This window comes from Shewanella sp. A32 (assembly GCF_029167175.1).
Classification (GTDB): domain Bacteria; phylum Pseudomonadota; class Gammaproteobacteria; order Enterobacterales; family Shewanellaceae; genus Shewanella; species Shewanella yunxiaonensis.
Map to the genome: position 1 here is coordinate 186,386 of NZ_JARFTS010000001.1, position 18,042 is coordinate 204,427.

General features: G+C 52.5%; 17 protein-coding genes. 15 read left to right on the top strand and 2 right to left on the bottom strand.

Annotated features, from left to right (window positions below):
- Window positions 1-44 precede the first annotated feature (44 nt).
- Window positions 45-1,115 carry an FAD:protein FMN transferase gene (locus PY479_RS00830; protein WP_275482549.1) on the bottom strand — a complete coding sequence of 357 codons (1,071 nt, stop codon included), beginning with the start codon at window positions 1,113-1,115 and terminating at the stop codon, window positions 45-47.
- A gap of 174 nt (window positions 1,116-1,289) precedes the next feature.
- Here PY479_RS00830 and lgt point away from each other — a divergent pair, with 174 nt between their 5' ends.
- From lgt to PY479_RS00850, 4 genes are all read left to right on the top strand, one after another.
- Complete coding sequence (gene lgt, locus PY479_RS00835) at window positions 1,290-2,063, top strand: prolipoprotein diacylglyceryl transferase (protein WP_212595712.1); 774 nt, start codon at window positions 1,290-1,292, stop codon at window positions 2,061-2,063.
- A gap of 135 nt (window positions 2,064-2,198) precedes the next feature.
- Entirely contained in the window at window positions 2,199-2,762 is a 564-nt protein-coding gene (locus tag PY479_RS00840; RefSeq protein ID WP_212595713.1) for a cytochrome b, read from the top strand.
- A 138-nt stretch (window positions 2,763-2,900) separates the two neighbouring features.
- Entirely contained in the window at window positions 2,901-3,359 is a 459-nt protein-coding gene (locus PY479_RS00845; protein ID WP_212595714.1) for a YaiI/YqxD family protein, read from the top strand.
- Between the two features lie 176 nt (window positions 3,360-3,535).
- Window positions 3,536-3,754, top strand: coding sequence for a CCE_0567 family metalloprotein (locus PY479_RS00850; protein WP_275482550.1), 219 nt, complete (start codon window positions 3,536-3,538; stop codon window positions 3,752-3,754).
- A gap of 4 nt (window positions 3,755-3,758) precedes the next feature.
- Here PY479_RS00850 and flhA read toward each other — a convergent pair whose 3' ends face one another.
- On the bottom strand, window positions 3,759-5,855 hold the full coding sequence (gene flhA, locus PY479_RS00855; protein ID WP_275482551.1) for a formate hydrogenlyase transcriptional activator FlhA: 2,097 nt from the start codon (window positions 5,853-5,855) through the stop codon (window positions 3,759-3,761).
- A gap of 823 nt (window positions 5,856-6,678) precedes the next feature.
- Between flhA and PY479_RS00860 the strand changes: the two genes are divergently transcribed.
- Genes PY479_RS00860 through hycI form a run of 11 tightly spaced genes read left to right on the top strand, consistent with a single transcriptional unit; the run spans window position 6,679 to window position 17,988 of the window.
- Window positions 6,679-7,311 (top strand): 4Fe-4S dicluster domain-containing protein, encoded by a 633-nt coding sequence (locus tag PY479_RS00860; protein ID WP_343377241.1) that lies wholly within the window; start codon window positions 6,679-6,681, stop codon window positions 7,309-7,311.
- The gene (gene hyfB / locus PY479_RS00865) at window positions 7,308-9,332 is read left to right on the top strand and encodes a hydrogenase 4 subunit B (RefSeq protein WP_275482552.1); all 2,025 of its coding nucleotides are present in this window, start codon (window positions 7,308-7,310) and stop codon (window positions 9,330-9,332) included. The genes PY479_RS00860 and hyfB overlap by 4 nt, the downstream gene beginning before the upstream one ends.
- Window positions 9,333-9,342: 10 nt before the next feature.
- Entirely contained in the window at window positions 9,343-10,293 is a 951-nt protein-coding gene (locus tag PY479_RS00870) for a respiratory chain complex I subunit 1 family protein (protein ID WP_275482553.1), read from the top strand.
- 15 nt (window positions 10,294-10,308) lie between these two features.
- The gene (locus PY479_RS00875) at window positions 10,309-11,748 is read left to right on the top strand and encodes a hydrogenase 4 subunit D (RefSeq protein WP_275482554.1); all 1,440 of its coding nucleotides are present in this window, start codon (window positions 10,309-10,311) and stop codon (window positions 11,746-11,748) included.
- A 13-nt stretch (window positions 11,749-11,761) separates the two neighbouring features.
- A complete protein-coding gene (gene hyfE, locus PY479_RS00880; RefSeq protein ID WP_275482555.1) occupies window positions 11,762-12,412 on the top strand; it encodes a hydrogenase 4 membrane subunit in 651 nt (216 codons plus the stop codon).
- A 5-nt stretch (window positions 12,413-12,417) separates the two neighbouring features.
- On the top strand, window positions 12,418-14,028 hold the full coding sequence (locus PY479_RS00885; protein WP_275482556.1) for a hydrogenase 4 subunit F: 1,611 nt from the start codon (window positions 12,418-12,420) through the stop codon (window positions 14,026-14,028).
- Window positions 14,021-15,751 carry a hydrogenase large subunit gene (locus tag PY479_RS00890; RefSeq protein ID WP_275482557.1) on the top strand — a complete coding sequence of 577 codons (1,731 nt, stop codon included), beginning with the start codon at window positions 14,021-14,023 and terminating at the stop codon, window positions 15,749-15,751. The genes PY479_RS00885 and PY479_RS00890 overlap by 8 nt, the downstream gene beginning before the upstream one ends.
- An 18-nt stretch (window positions 15,752-15,769) precedes the next feature.
- Window positions 15,770-16,318, top strand: a complete 549-nt coding sequence (locus PY479_RS00895) for a formate hydrogenlyase complex iron-sulfur subunit (RefSeq protein ID WP_212595722.1) — start codon at window positions 15,770-15,772, stop codon at window positions 16,316-16,318.
- 35 nt (window positions 16,319-16,353) lie between these two features.
- Entirely contained in the window at window positions 16,354-17,088 is a 735-nt protein-coding gene (locus tag PY479_RS00900) for an NADH-quinone oxidoreductase subunit B family protein (RefSeq protein WP_343377243.1), read from the top strand.
- Entirely contained in the window at window positions 17,085-17,489 is a 405-nt protein-coding gene (locus PY479_RS00905; RefSeq protein ID WP_212595724.1) for a formate hydrogenlyase maturation HycH family protein, read from the top strand. Before PY479_RS00900 ends, PY479_RS00905 begins: the two co-directional genes overlap by 4 nt.
- Complete coding sequence (gene hycI, locus PY479_RS00910; protein WP_275482559.1) at window positions 17,482-17,988, top strand: hydrogenase maturation peptidase HycI; 507 nt, start codon at window positions 17,482-17,484, stop codon at window positions 17,986-17,988. Before PY479_RS00905 ends, hycI begins: the two co-directional genes overlap by 8 nt.
- The last annotated feature ends 54 nt before the right edge of the window (window positions 17,989-18,042 follow it).

The following is an 18,042-nucleotide window of genomic DNA, read 5'->3' on the forward strand; positions in this document are numbered from 1 at the left end:
GATGATTACACCATGTTGCTCGGTTTGCCGTGCTAGCGGGGGCGTTACTGGTCAAAAATCACCCGATGACTGGCCGCTAATGCTTCGCTTTCAGCGTTATGGAAGTGACCATGGTCATTCTCAATAAAAAACACTTCCAGGTGCTGCTCTTTGGCAACCGTTTGCCCAGCTTGTGGCCCCAGGCACAGCATCGCAGTGGCCCAGGCGTCACTGACGCGTGAATCGCTGCCAAAAACTGAAGCAGATACCAGATTGTGGTTCACTGGCGCACCAGTACGCGGATCGAGAATATGGGAATACTCTTTGCCGTTTTCATCAAAGTGATGGCGATAGGTCCCGGAAGTATCGAGTGTCACGCCAGTTTCATCATTGATGGTGATGATGCTGTACGGCTGTCGTTCATCATCTTGTTTGTCAGGGCGGTCGATGGCAATTCGCCACTTTTTGCCATCGGGCTTATGCCCGCGAATTTTCATATCGCCGCCAAACTCCACCAGATAATTGCGGATATCATGGCTTTCCAGCACCGCTGCCAGTTTGCTGATGCTGTAGCCTTCGCCCATGGAGGAAAAATTCAGCTGCAATCCGGGTAAGGTTTTTCGAATGCGGGAGCCGGTAACGTCTACTTCGACTTTTTCCATGCCAATTTCTGCGGTGACGGCGGCAATTTCAGCGGCAGTGGGCAGATTGAATTTATCTTTCTGAAATCCCCATAAATTGAACAGTGGTCCGATGGTCGGGTCATAGCAACCACCGGTTTTATGATGGATATCCTTGGCAATCTCAATCAACTGAATAAAATCCGTTGATGCTGGCTGCCAGTCGGTAGAGCTGCTGTGATTGAGTTTTGAAATATAAGAGTCATCCCGATAGGTGGATAACTCCGCATCAATCTGGTTTAGCGTGGCATTAAACTGTTGTTCGATGTCTTTAGTCGGCACAGGATTCCCAGACCACCAACTGATATGGTAAGTGGTGCCTTGTGCAAAGCCTTCAACCTTTTGCAGTTGTGGCTGAGAAGTATAGTGTCGTAAACCATAGATAATGGCTGCACTAACCAGCAGATATAACAGCACTTTTAACGGAGAGTATTTGGGCTGGCTTGAGGCGGACACAGTTGTTTCCTATGGCTAACGAGTTTGGCCAAGTCTACCATCCGTATATTTCTGACTCCAGCGTCGGTAGTGTGGCTGTAATGATTGCGCGAGGTTGAGAATCTCACTTGAGAACATACGCGCCCCCGTTCATTTATGTTACCCTCTGACGCAAATCTCTTTCTTGGAACAACAATGATTTACTGGAACGTTAACCCGATATTAATACATCTGGGGCCAGTGGCAGTGCATTGGTATGGGCTGCTGTTTGTGGGGGGATTCCTGCTAGGTTATCGCCTGATGCAATGGATCTGTGTCCGGGAAGGGTTCGACACTGAGCCGCTTGATAACCTGCTGTTGTATATCTTTGCCGGCGCCATCATCGGTGCACGTCTGGGTCATGTGATCTTTTATGATCCGGCCTTCTATTTCTCGCATCCGATTGAAATTCTGAAAATCTGGCGCGGCGGCCTGGCCAGTCATGGTGGCACGGTTGGGGTCATTCTGGCGATTTGGTTATTTGTCCGTAAACATCCCAACATCGATTTGCTGTGGTTATTGGACCGCTTGGTGGTGCCAACGGCGCTCACCGCCTGTTTTATCCGCCTTGGCAATTTTATGAATTCAGAAATTGTGGGATTACCCACACATAGTGATTGGGGCGTGGTATTCGAGCGGATTGATAATTTGCCCAGACACCCGGTGCAGCTCTATGAAGCGGCTAGCTATCTGTTGATTTTCATTTTGTTACTGACACTGTACCGTCGTAATGGTTTTCCGAGACGGGGTTTCAGCTTCGGCGTGTTTATGGTGCTGGTTTTCGGTAGTCGCTTCTTATTGGAGTTTGTCAAAACCCCGCAAGCGGCCTATGCGGCTGATTTGATGAGTGTTGGTCAGTGGCTGAGCATTCCCTTTGTGCTGTTAGGTTGGGTATTTATCTGGCGTAGTTACCAGCAGAAATCACATTAATGTAGTTCGATTTATTTTATTAGAACGCGTTTAAATTATCGAAAATGTGCATTAATTGCTGCGATTAAATGGCATTTTAAATAATTTTAAAAGGACTATTATCATCACTAGTTGATAACTTTCAGGGATTTATTCATGGCAACTCAAAACAGATCATATACCGGAACTGCCAAGGCGCTGCATTGGGCAATGGCAATTGTAATTTTAACCGCGATGGCAATTGGCGCCTATTCAGGGCTGTTTTTGTCCTATGGTATCGATGCTGCGCACGACCTGCAGAAGAGCAATATCATCACTTTGCATAAATCGATTGCAACTATCAGTTTGTTCTTGATTGTGCTGCGTATCATCTGGCGTGTGACTCATCGGCCGCCAGCATTAACTGGCATGAGTCAGCTGATGATCAAAGCCGCTCATGCTGGTCATCATTTATTGTACCTGTTGATGGTGTTAGTCCCTGTGGCTGGCTGGGCATACAGTTCAGCAGCAGGATATCCGATTCCGGTCGCTGGCTTGTTCACTATCCCACCATTGCTACCAAAATCTCCGGATCTGGTGCCGTACATTTCGACCATTCACAGCGTATTGGCATACACCCTGTTGGCCGTAATTGTGGGTCACGTAGGTTTTGCGCTGAAACACTACTTTGTCGATAAAGATGATACCTTGCAGGCGATGCTGCCAGGTCATAAGAAATAATTCATCGCAACTGCTATCAAGGCCGCCTGTTAGGCGGCTTTGTTATTTATAGTCCCATACCAAAATTCTGTAGTGCTGATGATTTCGCTGGGCAGAATAGGGTAAAGTCAGCGCTGCAATCATAATTTATGGAACAATATGAAAATCTGGGTTGATGCTGACGCCTGTCCGGCAGTAATAAAAGAGGTGCTGTATCGCGCGGCCGAGCGTTGTCAGGTTACGCTGACACTGGTGGCAAATCAGCCGCTGCGAGTCCCTAAATCCTCGTTTATCAGCACATTACAGGTCATGAAGGGATTTGATGTGGCGGATAATGAAATTGTGGCGCGGGTGGCTGCAGGTGATCTGGTGATTACTTCGGATATTCCGTTGGCGGCTGATGTGTTGCAAAAAGGTGGCAGGGCTCTGAGTCCTCGCGGAGATGCTTTTACCCCCGATAACATCAGGGCACGGCTGACAATGCGCGATTTTATGGATACGTTACGTGCCAGTGGCATTGACTCTGGTGGCCCCGCGGCACTTAGTCAGGCAGATCGACAAGCATTTGCTAATGCGCTGGACAAAATCCTGGCCCAATATCAGAAATCCCAAGGTTAAATTGGTGGTTTGAGTTTTGTGCGGTTTCGCTCAATTCGGACAGTATTTATTGCTGTATCGGTAAGTTAAATCTCTATTTATATGAATTTAATAAAAATTTTATCAGACATGGTTCTTGACGGAATAGCGTGTGTTTTGTCTTTTTCGCACATTACATTGCGCACATCTCGGCGGGAATGATGACTGCAGCGGAATTGGAAGCGTTACGTAAAGAAGTCAAACGAGCAAAACGGATGGCCTCTGAGCGCGCCGGAGAGTTGCATGATCCGCTGGAACAGTGCTTACCTAAAGCCTATGAAGATATTCCGCTGATCGCCCATGCCTGTTACCAAGCGTGCCAGAACTGGGCAATTTTGAACGCAGAGTTGGCAGCACTGGAAAATTCCCAGGTCTGAACGGTTAGACCAACACCGATTCTTTATCGATACCCAAGCGCTTCATGCGTGACAGCAGGGTGGTGCGTTTTAGACCCAGTTTGTGGGCTGCCCCACGAGGGCCAGCAACGATGCCATTGGTTTCTTGCAGCACAGTAATGATCCGCTGGTATTCATCATCTTCCTCCGCACTCCGGTGCGGTGCCGGTTCCGGGCGGATTAACGGTGGTTCTTCTGGCTGTTGGTAACTTCCCAGTTCTGATGGAAGCTGCAATATGTTACCGCTGGACAATAAGACTGCTCGCTCAATCACATTCTGTAATTCGCGGATATTTCCCGGCCACTCCATCTCCTGCAACTGTCGCAGTACCCGCGATGGAATACTGTCGATATTTCGCCCCATGTGTTTACTGGCGCGAAAGACAAAGTATTTTGCCAAGTGCGGAATGTCATCGCGACGTTCACTCAGTGGTGGCAGTCGAATAGGAAATACATTCAGGCGATAGAACAGATCAGAGCGGAACTCTTTGTCAGCGACCATCTGTTTTAAGTCGCGGTTGGTGGCTGCAATCAACCGTACATCGACATTGATCAGACGGTTACCCCCCACGCGTTCAAATTCTTGCTCCTGCAGGACACGCAACAATTTTGGCTGTAATTCTAGCGGCATATCGCCGACTTCATCCAGAAACAGGCTGCTCTGATGCGCCATCTCAAAACGGCCCAGGCGTTCTTTACTGGCACCGGTAAAGGCACCTTTTTCATGACCAAACAGATCACTTTCTAGAAGCCCGGCCGGCATGGCGGCGCAGTTCATCTTGATCATGCGTTTGCCGCTGCGGGGGCTGAGGCGATGAATGGCACGAGCAAACACTTCTTTGCCGGTACCCGTTTCCCCCAGCAACAGTACGCTACAGTCAGTTTTAGCCACCAGTTCCACCTGTTTAAGTACTTGCGTAATGGCGTTACTACGGCCAATGATTTCATCAAATTGCTGGTGGCTTAGGCTTTCGACTTGTTCACTCAGATAATGGTTTTCCTGGACCAGATTATCTTTCAGACGATTGATCTCTTGATACGCCCGGGCGTTATCTACGGCAATTGCTGTGCGTTCAGCCACTTGTGCCAGCAGCTGCAAGCGCGAGCCTTTAAAGCAGTTTTCATCGGCCTGCGCCAGTTTGAGCACCCCTAACACCTGTCCGGCAAATTTAATCGGGATCAGGCAGAGTTGATGACTGGTGGCGGGCCATAAATTGAACAGTTGGTGTTCGTTAGAGGCCAGCGGATCGTCTGGTGTCAGTTGCCGGATCAGAATTTCCCCACTTTCCAGCACCTGTTGACAGATACTCGTCGCGGCACTGATGCGCATCTGGGTTTCTTGCGGTTTGCCGGGTTGCACGAAAAAGGCGTTATACAGCATCAGGTTATGAGGGTCGGTTTCTGGCAGACAGACACTGATGGCACTGATACCAAAATAGCAGTGAATTTCCCGGGCAATTTTATCGACCAGTGATTCAACGCTCCGCTCCGTGATCACCGCGTTGGTCACGTTCACCAACACATGAAAATCATCCCGTTCCTCACACAGTTGACCTTGTTCAAAACTTAACGCGAGTCGTGATTGCAGATGTTCGAGGGCGACACCGACCGCTTCGGCGACCAGTTCAAGCTGCGCAATCTCGTCGTCGTCAAAGCGGCCGGTATCGCTACGGGTGATCTCCAGCAGTCCCATTAATCGGCGGTGGTTAAGAATAGGAATTGCCAGGTAGTCCCCAAAAGGTTCGGGGCGGATACTGACGGTTAAACGTGGATAGCGCTGGCGATATTCTTCGCAATCCAGATGTAAGACCGTACGGGAAGTTTGGACGACACGAAGCGGGCCATTTTGCAGCAGGGATGGTTCTTCAAAACAACGAATGCTGCCATCTGCAGTCGGGATATAGAGGCAGGGGGCCGCCATTGGCCCGTCGACTAGCACCGAACAGTGATATGCCGCCGCAATATCGGAAAAATGCTGATTTAAGCTCTGTAGCATAGTTTCCACACTGGCTTGATCCAGCAGTTGGTGCGTCAGCCTCAGACAGCTTTTCTGTTCATTTAGGTATTGAAATCGCTGTGCCATGTTTCCCCATTTCTATCACGACATATAGGCACTGTGTCAGCGGTGGTTAGCTCGCAAGCAGTACCCGATAAGCAGCTCATCCATGCAGATTGCTAAGACAGACCATTTATTAAAACACATTATCATCTGACAAAATGCGACAAGCCCCCAACTCCTTGGCGGTGGTTAACGCAATTGCCATGTCTGTCCCGCGCACTCGCTATTTTTATTTTTAAAGCAGTAAGTTAGCTAAATTGTTGTTACTGGCATAATCCCCAATTTGCGTTGTTGTCGAAACCAATACTCTGGTGTGGTACGCCACGTGCCGACAGTGTTAACGGTTATTTGCCGTCTTTTTAACGCCCCCAAACTTTACGCATCTTTGGCTATCCATCATCCGATGACTCACTACTCGTGTTGTTAATTGCGAGCAAGAACAGTGCCAGCCAGACAAGCAGTGTTAATGCCGGGTTACGGCGATATGGCATTACTGTCGAATTACGCGGGTGTCGATACGGTTTATATCCATTATTTTAAGTAAAAATATTTTTAATTTATTGAATTTAAACGATTTAAAAATATTTTTAGAAATTGGCACAGAAAATGCTCTCTAGGGACATTGATCAGCCGTCTTGGGTGATCGCTTAACCGGAGTGTTAGGTGCTGGGGTTACAGGCAGATGGCTTGCCAAATACGCCAGACACAGTGTAACGCCCCGTTTCATGGGAAGTTGTCCCGGTTTTTGGCTCATGGTTACAGGTGTCGACAGATCTGCCACTGGCAGTGCCGTCGTCAAAAGTGACGAAATGGGCTCAAGGTGGGATCACGTGCTTAGAGAGAGTATATGAACCGTTTTGTCATTGCCGATCCGCAACTATGCATCGGCTGCAATACCTGCATGGCGGCGTGTTCAGAGGCACACCGGCAACAAGGGTTGCAGACCGAGCCAAGACTGGTGGTGATGCGGAGTACCGAGGAATCGGCGCCGCAAATGTGCCATCAGTGCGAGGATGCCCCCTGCGCCGCTGTGTGTCCCGTTAACGCTATCCGCCGTGAGGATGAAGCCATAGTACTCAATGAAAGCTTATGTATTGGCTGTAAATTGTGTGCCATTGCCTGTCCGTTCGGTGCCATTACCCTCAGTGGTTCCAAGCCACTGGATATTCCGGATGACGTCTGTACCCCGTTGGCTGCTGCAGCACCGCGTTCACCTTCTGCGGTCAGTCCGTTACTGGATTGGCGTACCGGGGTCCGTGCTGTGGCGGTGAAATGCGATCTGTGCAGTTTCCGTCCTGAAGGTCCCGCTTGTATTGAGACCTGTCTGACCGGCGCAATTGTGATGGTGAGCAGTGAGGCGCTCGATAAAGCCTCGGCGCGTAAACGGCAGTTAGCGGCGATGCCTAATCCCGGTGACTGGCATGAGCAAGCTGCCAATGGCGCTATTGTGGCCGCAACTGAAGGGGAACATAAATTATGATGACGCCTTTATGTTGGTTGGGTCTGTCGTTAGCGCTGTATATGATTGGCGCACTGTTGTCACTATTGCTTTGTCGTAACGAAGCCTTGGCGATTCGAGTCAGTGGTGGGCTGTCATTGGTAGGCGGCGTCTGTGGCGTGATTGCGGCGCTGCCGGTGTTGCTTGATGGTGGCGTTATTACCGCTGATTACGCCGGTCCATTTGCTGCTTTTGCTCATTTGACACTGCGACTGGATATGCTGGCAGCATTTATGGTGCTGGTGATCTCCCTCCTGGTGGTGGTGACTTCTCTCTATTCATTCTCTTATCTGCAGGAATACCGCGGTAAAGGTGCCTGGGCGATGGGATTCTTTATGAATCTGTTTATCGCGTCCATGGTCGCGCTAGTCGCGGTGGACAACGCCTTCTATTTCATCGTGTTGTTTGAAGCGATGTCGCTCAGTTCTTACTTCCTGGTGATCTCCGAGCAGGATGATGAAGCGGTGGGGGCCGGGTTGTTGTACTTCTTTATCGCCCATGCCGGTTCTGTGCTGATCATGCTTGGCTTCTTCCTGCTGTACCGTCATGCCGGTAGTCTGGATTTCTCCGCTTTCCGTGACGCGCATTTGCCGGTCGGTGAAGCCTCGGCGGTGTTCTTGCTGGCGTTCTTTGGCTTTGGTGCCAAGGCTGGGATGCTACCGCTGCACGGCTGGTTACCACGCGCTCACCCGGCGGCACCATCGCATGCATCGGCATTGATGTCCGGGGTGATGGTGAAGATCGGGATTTTTGGCATCATCAAGGTGGGCATCGATTTGCTCGGTGCAACCGAAATGTGGTGGGGCATCGTGGTGCTGGCATTCGGGGCCGTTTCTTCCGTGTTGGGGGTGCTGTATGCACTGGCAGAGCACGATATCAAACGCCTGCTGGCTTATCACACCGTTGAAAATATTGGCATTATCCTGATGGGCGTGGGGGCCGGGATGATCGGCATTGCAACCCACCACCCATTGCTAGCGCTGCTGGGATTGCTGGGTGGTCTGTATCACCTGATCAACCATGCGCTGTTTAAAGGCTTGTTATTCCTCGGTGCCGGGGCCGTTATCTACCGCACTCACACCAAGGATATGGAGCAGATGGGAGGACTTGCCAAACTGATGCCGCGCACTGCGGTGGCGTTCCTCATCGGCTGTATGGCGATTTCCGCACTGCCGCCACTGAACGGATTTGTCAGTGAGTGGTTCACATATCAGTCCCTGTTCACTATGAGCCACGACGGCAGTGTGGGCCTAAAATTGGCAGGGCCAGCCGCCATCGTGATGTTGGCGATTACCGGCGCGTTGGCTGCTATGTGCTTTGTCAAAGTGTATGGCATCTGCTTCTGTGGCGCACCGCGCAGCGAAAAAGCGGCGAATGCCCGCGAAGTGCCATTCAGCATGACCAGCGCCATGTGGTTGCTGGCGATCCTCTGTGTACTGTTGGGTGTCGGAGCCTCTGCTATCGCACCGGTGCTCACCAATATTGCCGCGCAATTAAGCCACGCCCCGGCTGTAACAATGGCCAGTGGCACCAGCGTATTCCCAGGTGATGCAGCACAAACCAGCCTCAATCCGCCATTGCTATTTATCCTGTTGCTGGCACTACCGTTGCTGCCGCTGATGATTTACAGCGTCAAGGGTGGCAGTGATCGGCTGCGCTTTACCCGCCGCGGGACACCTTGGGCTTGTGGCTATGGCTATGAGGCACCAATGGCCTTGTCTGCGGGGAGTTTTGCGCAGCCGTTGCGGGTGTTGTTCGCACCGCTTTATCGCCTGCGCAAAACGCTCGATCCAGCGCCCATGTTGCAACGTTCACTGGATGTTACCACTGACGCTGCCATCAAGGTGGAGCCGGTATGGGACGAACATCTGGTGTTGCCGGTAGTTAATGGTGTGCAGCGACTCAGTCGTTTGGTGCAGTGGATCCAGTATGGCGATTTCCGTGCCTACTGCTTGTATGTGGTCGCGGCACTGGTTGTGCTGCTGATCGTCACCATGGCCTAAGGAGTAGAGGATGATGATGCAAAATTCCTTGGTATTGGCACTGGTTGCGGGGCTGCTGCAAGCCGTGCTGTTAATGGCTGTGTCGCCACTGCTATCCGGTTTGTCGCGGGTGATCCGTGCCAAGATGCACTGTCGCAAAGGTCCTGGTGTGTTGCAGGAATACCGCGACATTCTGAAATTGCTGACCCGTCAGGAAGTGGCTCCCAGTCACTGTGGTGGGGTATTTCGGGTGATGCCATTCGTGCTGCTTGGCACCATGCTGCTGGTGGCCATGACGCTACCAGTGGCGACACAAGCATCGCCAATGGCGGCGGGGGGAGATGTGATCACTCTGCTGTATCTGTTTGCGATTTTCCGCTTTTTCTTCTCACTGGCAGGGCTCGACTCTGGCAGCACTTTTGCCGGTATTGGCGCCAGCCGCGAGCTGACGCTGGGTATTCTGGTGGAACCTATTTTGATGTTGGGGCTGCTGGTGGTGGCGCTGATAGTGGGTTCTACCAATATCAGCAATATCAGCAGCACCCTGGCGTCGCAGCCATGGGCCGCCCCCACCGCGACGGCGATGGCCTTGCTGGCGTGCGCCTTCGCGGTATTTATCGAGATGGGCAAAATCCCGTTCGATGTGGCCGAAGCCGAGCAGGAACTGCAAGAAGGTCCGCTATCTGAATACTCCGGTGCCGGTCTGGCGCTGGTGAAATGGGGCATCAGCCTCAAGCAGGTGGTGGTCGCCGGGCTGTTTCTCGCCATCTTTGTACCGTTTGGCAAAGCAGACTCTATCACGGTTGCCAGCATGTTGCTGGGGACCTTGGCCTTTGTGGTCAAACTGGTGCTGGTGTTTGTAGTTGCAGCGGTGATTGAAAACACGCTTGCCCGTGGTCGTTTCCTGTTGACCGGACGAGTGACCTGGATGGGCTTCGGCGTTGCAGCGCTGGCGTTCATGTTCTATCTGACCGGGCTATAAGGAGTCAGCATTCTTATGGAGAATATTGCGCTTGCGACCATGCTGCTGCCATTTATTGGCGCACTGTTGATCGCGCTGATGCCACAGCGACACGCCAAAGTGCTGTGCACGCTGTTCGCGCTGCTGGCCACTTTGGGTATGGCGGCTCTGGCCTATGCCTATCTGGACAGCGGTAAAACCGATGTGACGTTCACCCTGTACAGTTACGGGCATACCCAGCTGTTTGGTTTTGTGATGGATCGCGTCAGTCTGTTGATTGGTTTCGCTGTGGTGTCCCTCGGCTTCCTAATCAGCCTTTATTCCTGTGGTTATCTCACCACTGGCAACCGGGAACATCCCCATGAAGGCAGTAATCGCTATTATGCGTTTTTGTTGATCTTCATCGGCGCGATGGCTGGCCTGACCCTGTCGTCCACTATCCTCGGACAACTGCTGTTTTTCGAAATCACTGGCGGTTGTTCCTGGGGGCTGATTGGTTACTACCAGAGTCCCAAATCATTGCGTTCGGCCTTGAAAGCGTTATTGGTGACTCACATCGCATCTGTTGGCCTGTATCTGGCGGCGGCCTGGCTGTTCGCTAAAACTGGCACTTTCGAGTTGACTGCAATCAGTCAGCTCAGTGATGCCGACAAGCTGGTGGTATTCGGTGGCGTATTGTTTGCGGCCTGGGGTAAATCGGCGCAACTGCCACTGCATATGTGGTTGCCTGATGCAATGGAAGCGCCGACACCGGTCAGTGCTTATTTGCATGCGGCCTCGATGGTGAAAGTGGGCGTTTACATCTTTGCCCGCGCCATTATGTCTGCTGGCACTGTGCCTCACGAAATCGGCGTGGTCGGGGCGGTAATGGCGACCATCACGATGGTGTATGGCTTCCTGATGTATCTGCCGCAGAAAGATATGAAGCGTCTGCTGGCCTATTCCACTATCGCACAGCTGTCTTACATCTTCCTCGCGCTGTCACTGTCCATTTTCAATTCAAAAATGGCCTTCGATGCCGGTATTGCTTACATCTTTAACCATGCTTATGCCAAGAGTCTGTTCTTCCTGGTGGCCGGTGCCCTCAGTTATGCCTGTGGTACCCGTATGCTGCCACGGTTGAAAGGTCTGTTGCGCTGTATGCCACTGTTGGGCATTGGTTTCTGTGTTGCTGCAATGGCGATTGCCGGGGTGCCACCCTTTAATGGCTTCTTCAGCAAATTCCCGCTGTTTGCTGCGGGTTTCGAGTTGAGCCAGGCACATTGGTGGTTATTGCCGCTACTGATCATTGCGCTGATTGAATCAGTTGCCAGTTTTGCCTGGTTGTTACTGTGGTTCGGTCGCACGGTGCCCGGCGCACCATCCGAAGAAGTGGCCAATGCTTCAGCAGTGCCAATGTCGATGAAGATAGTGCTGGTGGTGTTGATTGTGATGTCGCTGATCTCCAGCGTTATTGCGGCAACCTGGCTGGCGTAAGGGAGGAAATCATATGACTGGAACCTTGCTTGTCAATAACCTCGCCGGACTGATGATTGTCACCTCCATGCTGGTGATTGCCGCGAAAAAGCCGACGCTATCTGCCGGTTTGTATGCACTGCAATCGCTGGTGCTGGTCGGCATCTTTATCACGTTGGCGAATATGTTTGGCGCTCATGAGTTGTATCTGTGGTCTATCAGCGCCTTTGTCACCAAGGTGGTGCTGGTGCCGCTGATCATGTATCGCGCCTTTTGCAAACTGGCCGATCCCAAAGCCGATGGCGGTGTTGTTGGTACCGCAGCACTGTTCATGATCGCCGCCGCGATTGTGCTGGTGAGCTATTTTGCGGTGCAGCCGGTGCAACTGCCAATGCTGACCGAACTGAAACCGGTGCTGGCGGTATCGCTGGGGCACTTTCTTATCGGGCTGCTGTGCATTGTCAGCCAGCGCAACATCCTCAAACAGGTGTTCGGTTATTGCCTGATGGAGAATGGCGCGCATCTGACACTGGCGCTGTTGGCTCATGGGGCTCCGGAACTGGTGGAAATCGGCATCGCCACTGACGCCATATTTGCGGTGATCATCATGGCGCTGATGGCACGACGTATTTACCGCACCATGAACACGCTTGATGTTCAGCAACTGATCTCATTGAAAGGGTGAACGACATGGATACATTGGAGCTTTTTATCACCCTGCTGGCGATTCCATTAGTGACATCGGTGCTGGCATTTGCCTGTCGGCTGTCAGGCGATGGTGCGCAAAAGCTGGTGACGCTATTGCATGTTATTGGGAGTAGCTTACTGCTGGTGACTGCATTGGCGGCGGTGTGGACGGTCTATCGTCAGGGTGAGCTACTCGCTGCCAATAACTGGTTGCATCTCGATGGTCTGAGTGCGCTATTTCTGGCGATCCTCGGTATCGTTGGCTTTATCACCGGTATTTACTCCGTCGGCTATATGAATCACGAAGTCGCTGATGGTGAAGTCAGTGTTGGCTCACTTTGCAGCTACTACGGCTTTTTCCAGCTGTTTCTGTTCACCATGCTGTTGGTGATCACCAGCAATAACCTGATTGTGATGTGGGCAGCGATTGAGGCTACCACGCTCAGTTCTGCATTTCTGGTGGGGCTTTATGGCCAGCAGTCGTCACTGGAAGCCGCCTGGAAATACATCATCATCTGTACCGTCGGCGTGGCGTTCGGCCTCTATGGTACGGTATTGGTGTACTCCAATGCGGCCAACGTGATGCCCCATCCCGGCGATGCGATTTTCTGGACCGAAGTGTTGAAACATGCGGGTGAACTGGATAGCACGTTGATGCATCTGGCGTTTATTTTCGTGCTGATCGGTTTTGGAACCAAAACCGGATTGTTCCCGATGCACGCCTGGTTACCGGATGCACACAGTGAAGCGCCAAGCCCTACCAGTGCGTTGCTGTCTGCGGTGTTGCTGAACTGTGCCTTACTGGTGATTGTGCGTTACTACATTCTGATTAGCGCCGCCATCGGTACTGAATTTCCGCAACGGCTGTTGCTGGTGTTTGGCTTCTTATCCGTCGCCGTCGCCGCCTTCCTCATTCTGGTACAGCGCGATATGAAACGGCTGTTGGCCTATTCCAGTGTGGAAAACATGGGGTTGATTGCCGTAGCGCTGGGCATCGGTGGCCCGCTGGGTATTCTGGCAGCCATGCTGCACACGCTTAACCATAGCTTGGCCAAAACCTTGTTGTTCTGTGGTTCTGGTAACGTGCTGTTGAAATATGGCACCCGCGATATGAACGCCGTCAAAGGGTTGCTGCGGGTGGCGCCATTCTCCGGGGCTTTATTGGCTGGTGGTGCACTGGCGCTCGGTGGCATGCCGCCATTCAACGTATTCCTCAGCGAGTTTATGACAGTGACTGCTGGGATCCATGCCGGTCATCTGTGGCTGGTATTGCTGCTGCTGGCCTTGCTGACGGTGGTGTTGGCCGGGCTGGTACGTATGGTGGTGATGTCGGTGTTGGGCAAACAGCCGGACAACGTCAGTAAAGGCGAACTCGGTTTGCTGACCACTGCGCCGCTGGCGGTGTTGTTGGCACTGATGCTACTGATGGGAACTCATATTCCACAGCCGGTGACACAGTTGTTGCAACAAGCTACCACGATTGTGCTGAACGGCGATGAAGCGGGTGAGGCTGAGCTGCGGGCGTTGTCACTGCCAGCCATGCCCAGCACTAACTCCATCAGCACTACTGCTTCTCAATCCACCCCTTCCCAGCAGGAGATGTACCGTGACTAATCAAAATACTGTTGCCAATGCCGCCCATAAGGCCGCCGGTTATCTGGCCCGGGTCAGAGCACAGTTTCCCCATGCCATTCTGGAAGAGGAAAGACAGACTCAGGACCAGGTCACCATTACCGTCAAAACCGGTTTTTTGCCTGAAATTGTAGAATTTCTGTATTACCGCCAGGGTGGCTGGCTGAGTGTGCTGTTCGGCAATGATGAACGCAGCTTGAATGGCCATTACGCCGTGTATTACGTGCTGTCGATGGAAGAGGGCGAGAAGTGCTGGATTGTGGTGAAAGTGCTGGTAGATGCCAACACTCTCGAATATCCCGCAGTGACCCCGCGTGTTCCTGCTGCCGTCTGGGGTGAACGTGAAGTCCGTGATATGTACGGTCTGCGGCCGGTAGGTTTACCGGATGAGCGACGCCTGGTGCTGCCGGATGACTGGCCGGAAGATCTGTTCCCGCTGCGTAAAGACAGCATGGATTATCGGCAGCGTCCTGCACCGACGACTGATCGTGAAACCTATCCGTTTATCAACGAACTGGGCAGCGATAAAAACCGCATCGTGCCGATTGGCCCGTTGCACGTCACCTCTGACGAACCGGGGCATTTCCGGCTGTTTGTCGATGGTGAACGTATCGTCGATGCAGACTACCGTTTGTTCTATGTGCATCGTGGCATGGAAAAACTGGCAGAAACCCGTATGGGCTATAACGAAGTGACCTTTCTGTCAGACCGTGTTTGCGGCATTTGCGGTTTCGCCCATAGCACCGCTTACACCACCTCGGTAGAAAACTCGCTGGGGATCCAGGTGCCTGCGCGGGCGCAGATGATCCGCGCTATTTTGCTGGAAGTTGAACGCTTGCACAGCCACTTGTTAAACCTCGGCTTGGCCTGTCATTTCACCGGTTTTGACTCCGGTTTTATGCAGTTCTTCCGCGTGCGTGAAGTGTCCATGAAAATGGCGGAGATCCTCACTGGCTCGCGCAAGACTTACGGCCTGAACCTGATTGGTGGGGTGCGCCGTGACCTGCTCAAAGATGACATGATCGCTACCCGTAAGCTGGCGCAGGAGATGCGCCGCGAAGTGAACGATCTGGTCGATGTGCTGCTGAGTACGCCCAATATGGAAGAACGCACCGTGGGTGTCGGCATCCTCGATCCACAGATCGCCCGTGATTTCAGTAATGTCGGCCCGATGGTCCGCGCCAGTGGCCATGCCCGTGATGCCCGCGCTGATCACCCGTTTGTAGGCTACGGTCTGTTGCCCATGGAAGTTCACAGCGAACAGGGCTGTGATGTGCTGTCCCGTCTTAAGGTGCGCATCAATGAAGTTTATACCAGCCTCAACATGATTGATTACGGTCTGGATAATCTGCCCGGTGGGCCGCTGCAGGTGGATGGTTTTACCTATCAACCTCATAAATTTGCCCTGGGCTTTACCGAAGCGCCACGCGGCGATGATATCCACTGGAGTATGACCGGCGATAACCAGAAGCTGTTCCGCTGGCGTTGCCGGGCAGCGACCTACGCCAACTGGACGACACTGCGCTACATGCTGCGGGGTAATACCGTGTCCGATGCCCCACTGATCATCGGCAGTCTCGACCCTTGCTACTCCTGCACTGACCGCGTCACTTTTGTCGACGTCAATAAGCGCTCTAGCAAGACCGTGTCCTACAAAGAGGTGGAACGTTACGCCATCGAGCGTACCAATTCCCCGCTGAAGTAGTCTGCCAAGGAGTCAATTATGCTGAAATATCTGAAAAAGGCGCTGCAAACCGGAGTGGTTACCGGCAGCGATCCGCTGACCCCGCCAGAGGTGGATAAGAATTTTCGCGGTAAACCGGAGCAAGATCCATCCCAGTGTATTGCCTGCTCGGCGTGCATGAATGCTTGTCCGGCCAATGCGCTGACCGTGCAGACTAATCTCGCCAGTGGCATGCAGGAATGGTCGTTGTTCCTTGGCCGCTGCATTTTCTGCGGACGTTGTGAAGAGGTCTGTCCGACCCATGCGATTGTACTGACACAAGAGGTACAGCTTGCGGTGTGGCGTAAAGAGGATCTGTACCAGAAATCGGCGTTTCCACTGGCCAATTGCCATGATTGCGGCAAGCCTTTTGCGGTCGCCAAAGAGCTGCAATATGCCGAAGATCTGCTGATGGCAACTGGTCAGTATGAAGATCGTGAGGCATTGCACCAACAGCTTAACACCTGCCCGCACTGCAAACGCACCCACAATATTACCCAGTCACAGCGGATCAATCTGAGTCGGTTATTACGGGAGCCAGTACTATGAGTTTAACTTTACCAGGCACACGTGATGCCAACGGTATGCCGGTACCACTGACTGTCGATGAAAGCATCGCCAAAATGAAAGCGTCACTGCTGAAAAACATCGGGCGTTCGGCCTATGTTTATCGTGTTGACTGCGGGGGGTGTAACGGCTGTGAAATTGAGATTTTTGCCAGTATTTCCCCCTTGTTTGATGCCGAGCGGTTTGGCATCAAAGTGGTGCCGTCGCCACGCCACGCCGACATTCTGTTGTACACCGGCGCGGTCACTCGCGCTATGCGCGTACCAGCTTTAAGAGCCTATGAATCTGCGCCGGATCCCAAAATCATCGTTTCCTACGGCGCTTGCGGCAATAGTGGTGGTATCTTCCATGATCTCTACTGCGTTTGGGGCGGTACCGACAAAATCGTACCTGTGGATGTATACATTCCCGGCTGTCCGCCAACACCGGCGGCGACCCTGTACGGTTTCGCCATGGCTCTGGGACTGTTGGAACAGAAAATTCACGCCCGTGAACCTTCTGCTGTCGACAGTCATCCAGCCCAGCTTCGCCATCCGCAAGTGGCACCACAACTCCGGGTTGCAGTAGAGCGCAAGGCGCGCGAACTGGCAGGTTACCGCTATGGTCGGCAGATTGCCGATCAATATCTGGAACTGCTGGTAACAGCCGACAGTGACACCGCCGTTGCTGAGTATCTGAAGATACAGAGCGATCCGCGGTTGAGCGAGATCATGGGTCAATTGCAACAGGTAACAGGAGCACTGCGGGCATGAGCGAATCGGTCACCTTTTTCATCCTCAATCAGAAGTTTGTCGATGACAAGGATGCCAAACCAGAGTCGCAACAACTGGTGTATTACGGTCTGGCCATCGGCCATCATCTGGGGGTGATTGACTGTTTTAAACCGGCGTTAACTTGTCCGATGGCGCGTTATCAGGAATGGCTGGATGCCATTCCTGACGAGCAAGCTCGTCAGAAACTGGCGGGCATTCCTAAGTACGGTGAAATTGTCATCAACAGTAGTCACGTGGTGATGCTGGCGGAAGGGCTGGCAGCTATGCGCGGTGATGTTGATAACGAAATTCTGCACTGGCGCGATCAACTTATGACCATGCTGGAAATGATCCAGAACGAACCTGCAATTCACCTGATCGTCAGGAGACTCAATGACTAACGCAAGCCAGGAAACCGACATCGCCACTGCAAAAGTGCTGCTGTGTGTTGGCAATAGCATGATGGGAGATGATGGTGCCGGTCCATTACTGGCGCAGCAGTTAGTCGACCGGCCGATTTATGGCTGGCAGGTGGTGGATGGCGGCAGTGCCCCAGAAACGGAAACGGTCCATATTCGCGATCTGGCTCCAGAACTGTTGGTGGTGGTTGATGCCACAGAGATGGGCCTCAATCCTGGTGAGATTCGTCAGGTTGACCCGGACTGCATTGGCGAAATGATGCTGATGAGCACTCACAGTATGCCACTCAATTATCTGATTGATGATTTGCGTGACGCAGTGGCAGAGGTGGTAATGATCGGCATCCAACCAGACATCGTCGGCTTCTGTTATCCAATGACCGCGGCGGTCAGTCAGGCGGTCTCTGCACTGCATCGACAACTGGCTGATGGCAGTTGGCGACAGATCCCGCGATTGGCTGCCGCGGATGAATGCTGCTGAAATTGTCGACAAATCTGTCGAAATGACATGACGACAGTGTCGTAAAACGGCAAA

Bases quoted from the DNA above. Each gene is read 5' to 3' on its own strand.
- PY479_RS00875 (WP_275482554.1), top strand. From the start codon at position 10,309: ATGGAGAATATTGCGCTTGCGACCATGCTGCTGCCATTTATTGGCGCA.
- PY479_RS00885 (WP_275482556.1), top strand. From the start codon at position 12,418: ATGGATACATTGGAGCTTTTTATCACCCTGCTGGCGATTCCATTAGTG.
- PY479_RS00845 (WP_212595714.1), top strand. From the start codon at position 2,901: ATGAAAATCTGGGTTGATGCTGACGCCTGTCCGGCAGTAATAAAAGAG.
- PY479_RS00840 (WP_212595713.1), top strand. From the start codon at position 2,199: ATGGCAACTCAAAACAGATCATATACCGGAACTGCCAAGGCGCTGCAT.
- hyfB (WP_275482552.1), top strand. From the start codon at position 7,308: ATGATGACGCCTTTATGTTGGTTGGGTCTGTCGTTAGCGCTGTATATG.
- hyfE (WP_275482555.1), top strand. From the start codon at position 11,762: ATGACTGGAACCTTGCTTGTCAATAACCTCGCCGGACTGATGATTGTC.
- lgt (WP_212595712.1), top strand. From the start codon at position 1,290: ATGATTTACTGGAACGTTAACCCGATATTAATACATCTGGGGCCAGTG.
- hycI (WP_275482559.1), top strand. From the start codon at position 17,482: ATGACTAACGCAAGCCAGGAAACCGACATCGCCACTGCAAAAGTGCTG.
- PY479_RS00870 (WP_275482553.1), top strand. From the start codon at position 9,343: ATGATGATGCAAAATTCCTTGGTATTGGCACTGGTTGCGGGGCTGCTG.
- PY479_RS00905 (WP_212595724.1), top strand. From the start codon at position 17,085: ATGAGCGAATCGGTCACCTTTTTCATCCTCAATCAGAAGTTTGTCGAT.
- flhA (WP_275482551.1), bottom strand. From the start codon at position 5,855: ATGGCACAGCGATTTCAATACCTAAATGAACAGAAAAGCTGTCTGAGG.
- PY479_RS00900 (WP_343377243.1), top strand. From the start codon at position 16,354: ATGCCGGTACCACTGACTGTCGATGAAAGCATCGCCAAAATGAAAGCG.
- PY479_RS00860 (WP_343377241.1), top strand. From the start codon at position 6,679: ATGAACCGTTTTGTCATTGCCGATCCGCAACTATGCATCGGCTGCAAT.
- PY479_RS00850 (WP_275482550.1), top strand. From the start codon at position 3,536: ATGATGACTGCAGCGGAATTGGAAGCGTTACGTAAAGAAGTCAAACGA.
- PY479_RS00895 (WP_212595722.1), top strand. From the start codon at position 15,770: ATGCTGAAATATCTGAAAAAGGCGCTGCAAACCGGAGTGGTTACCGGC.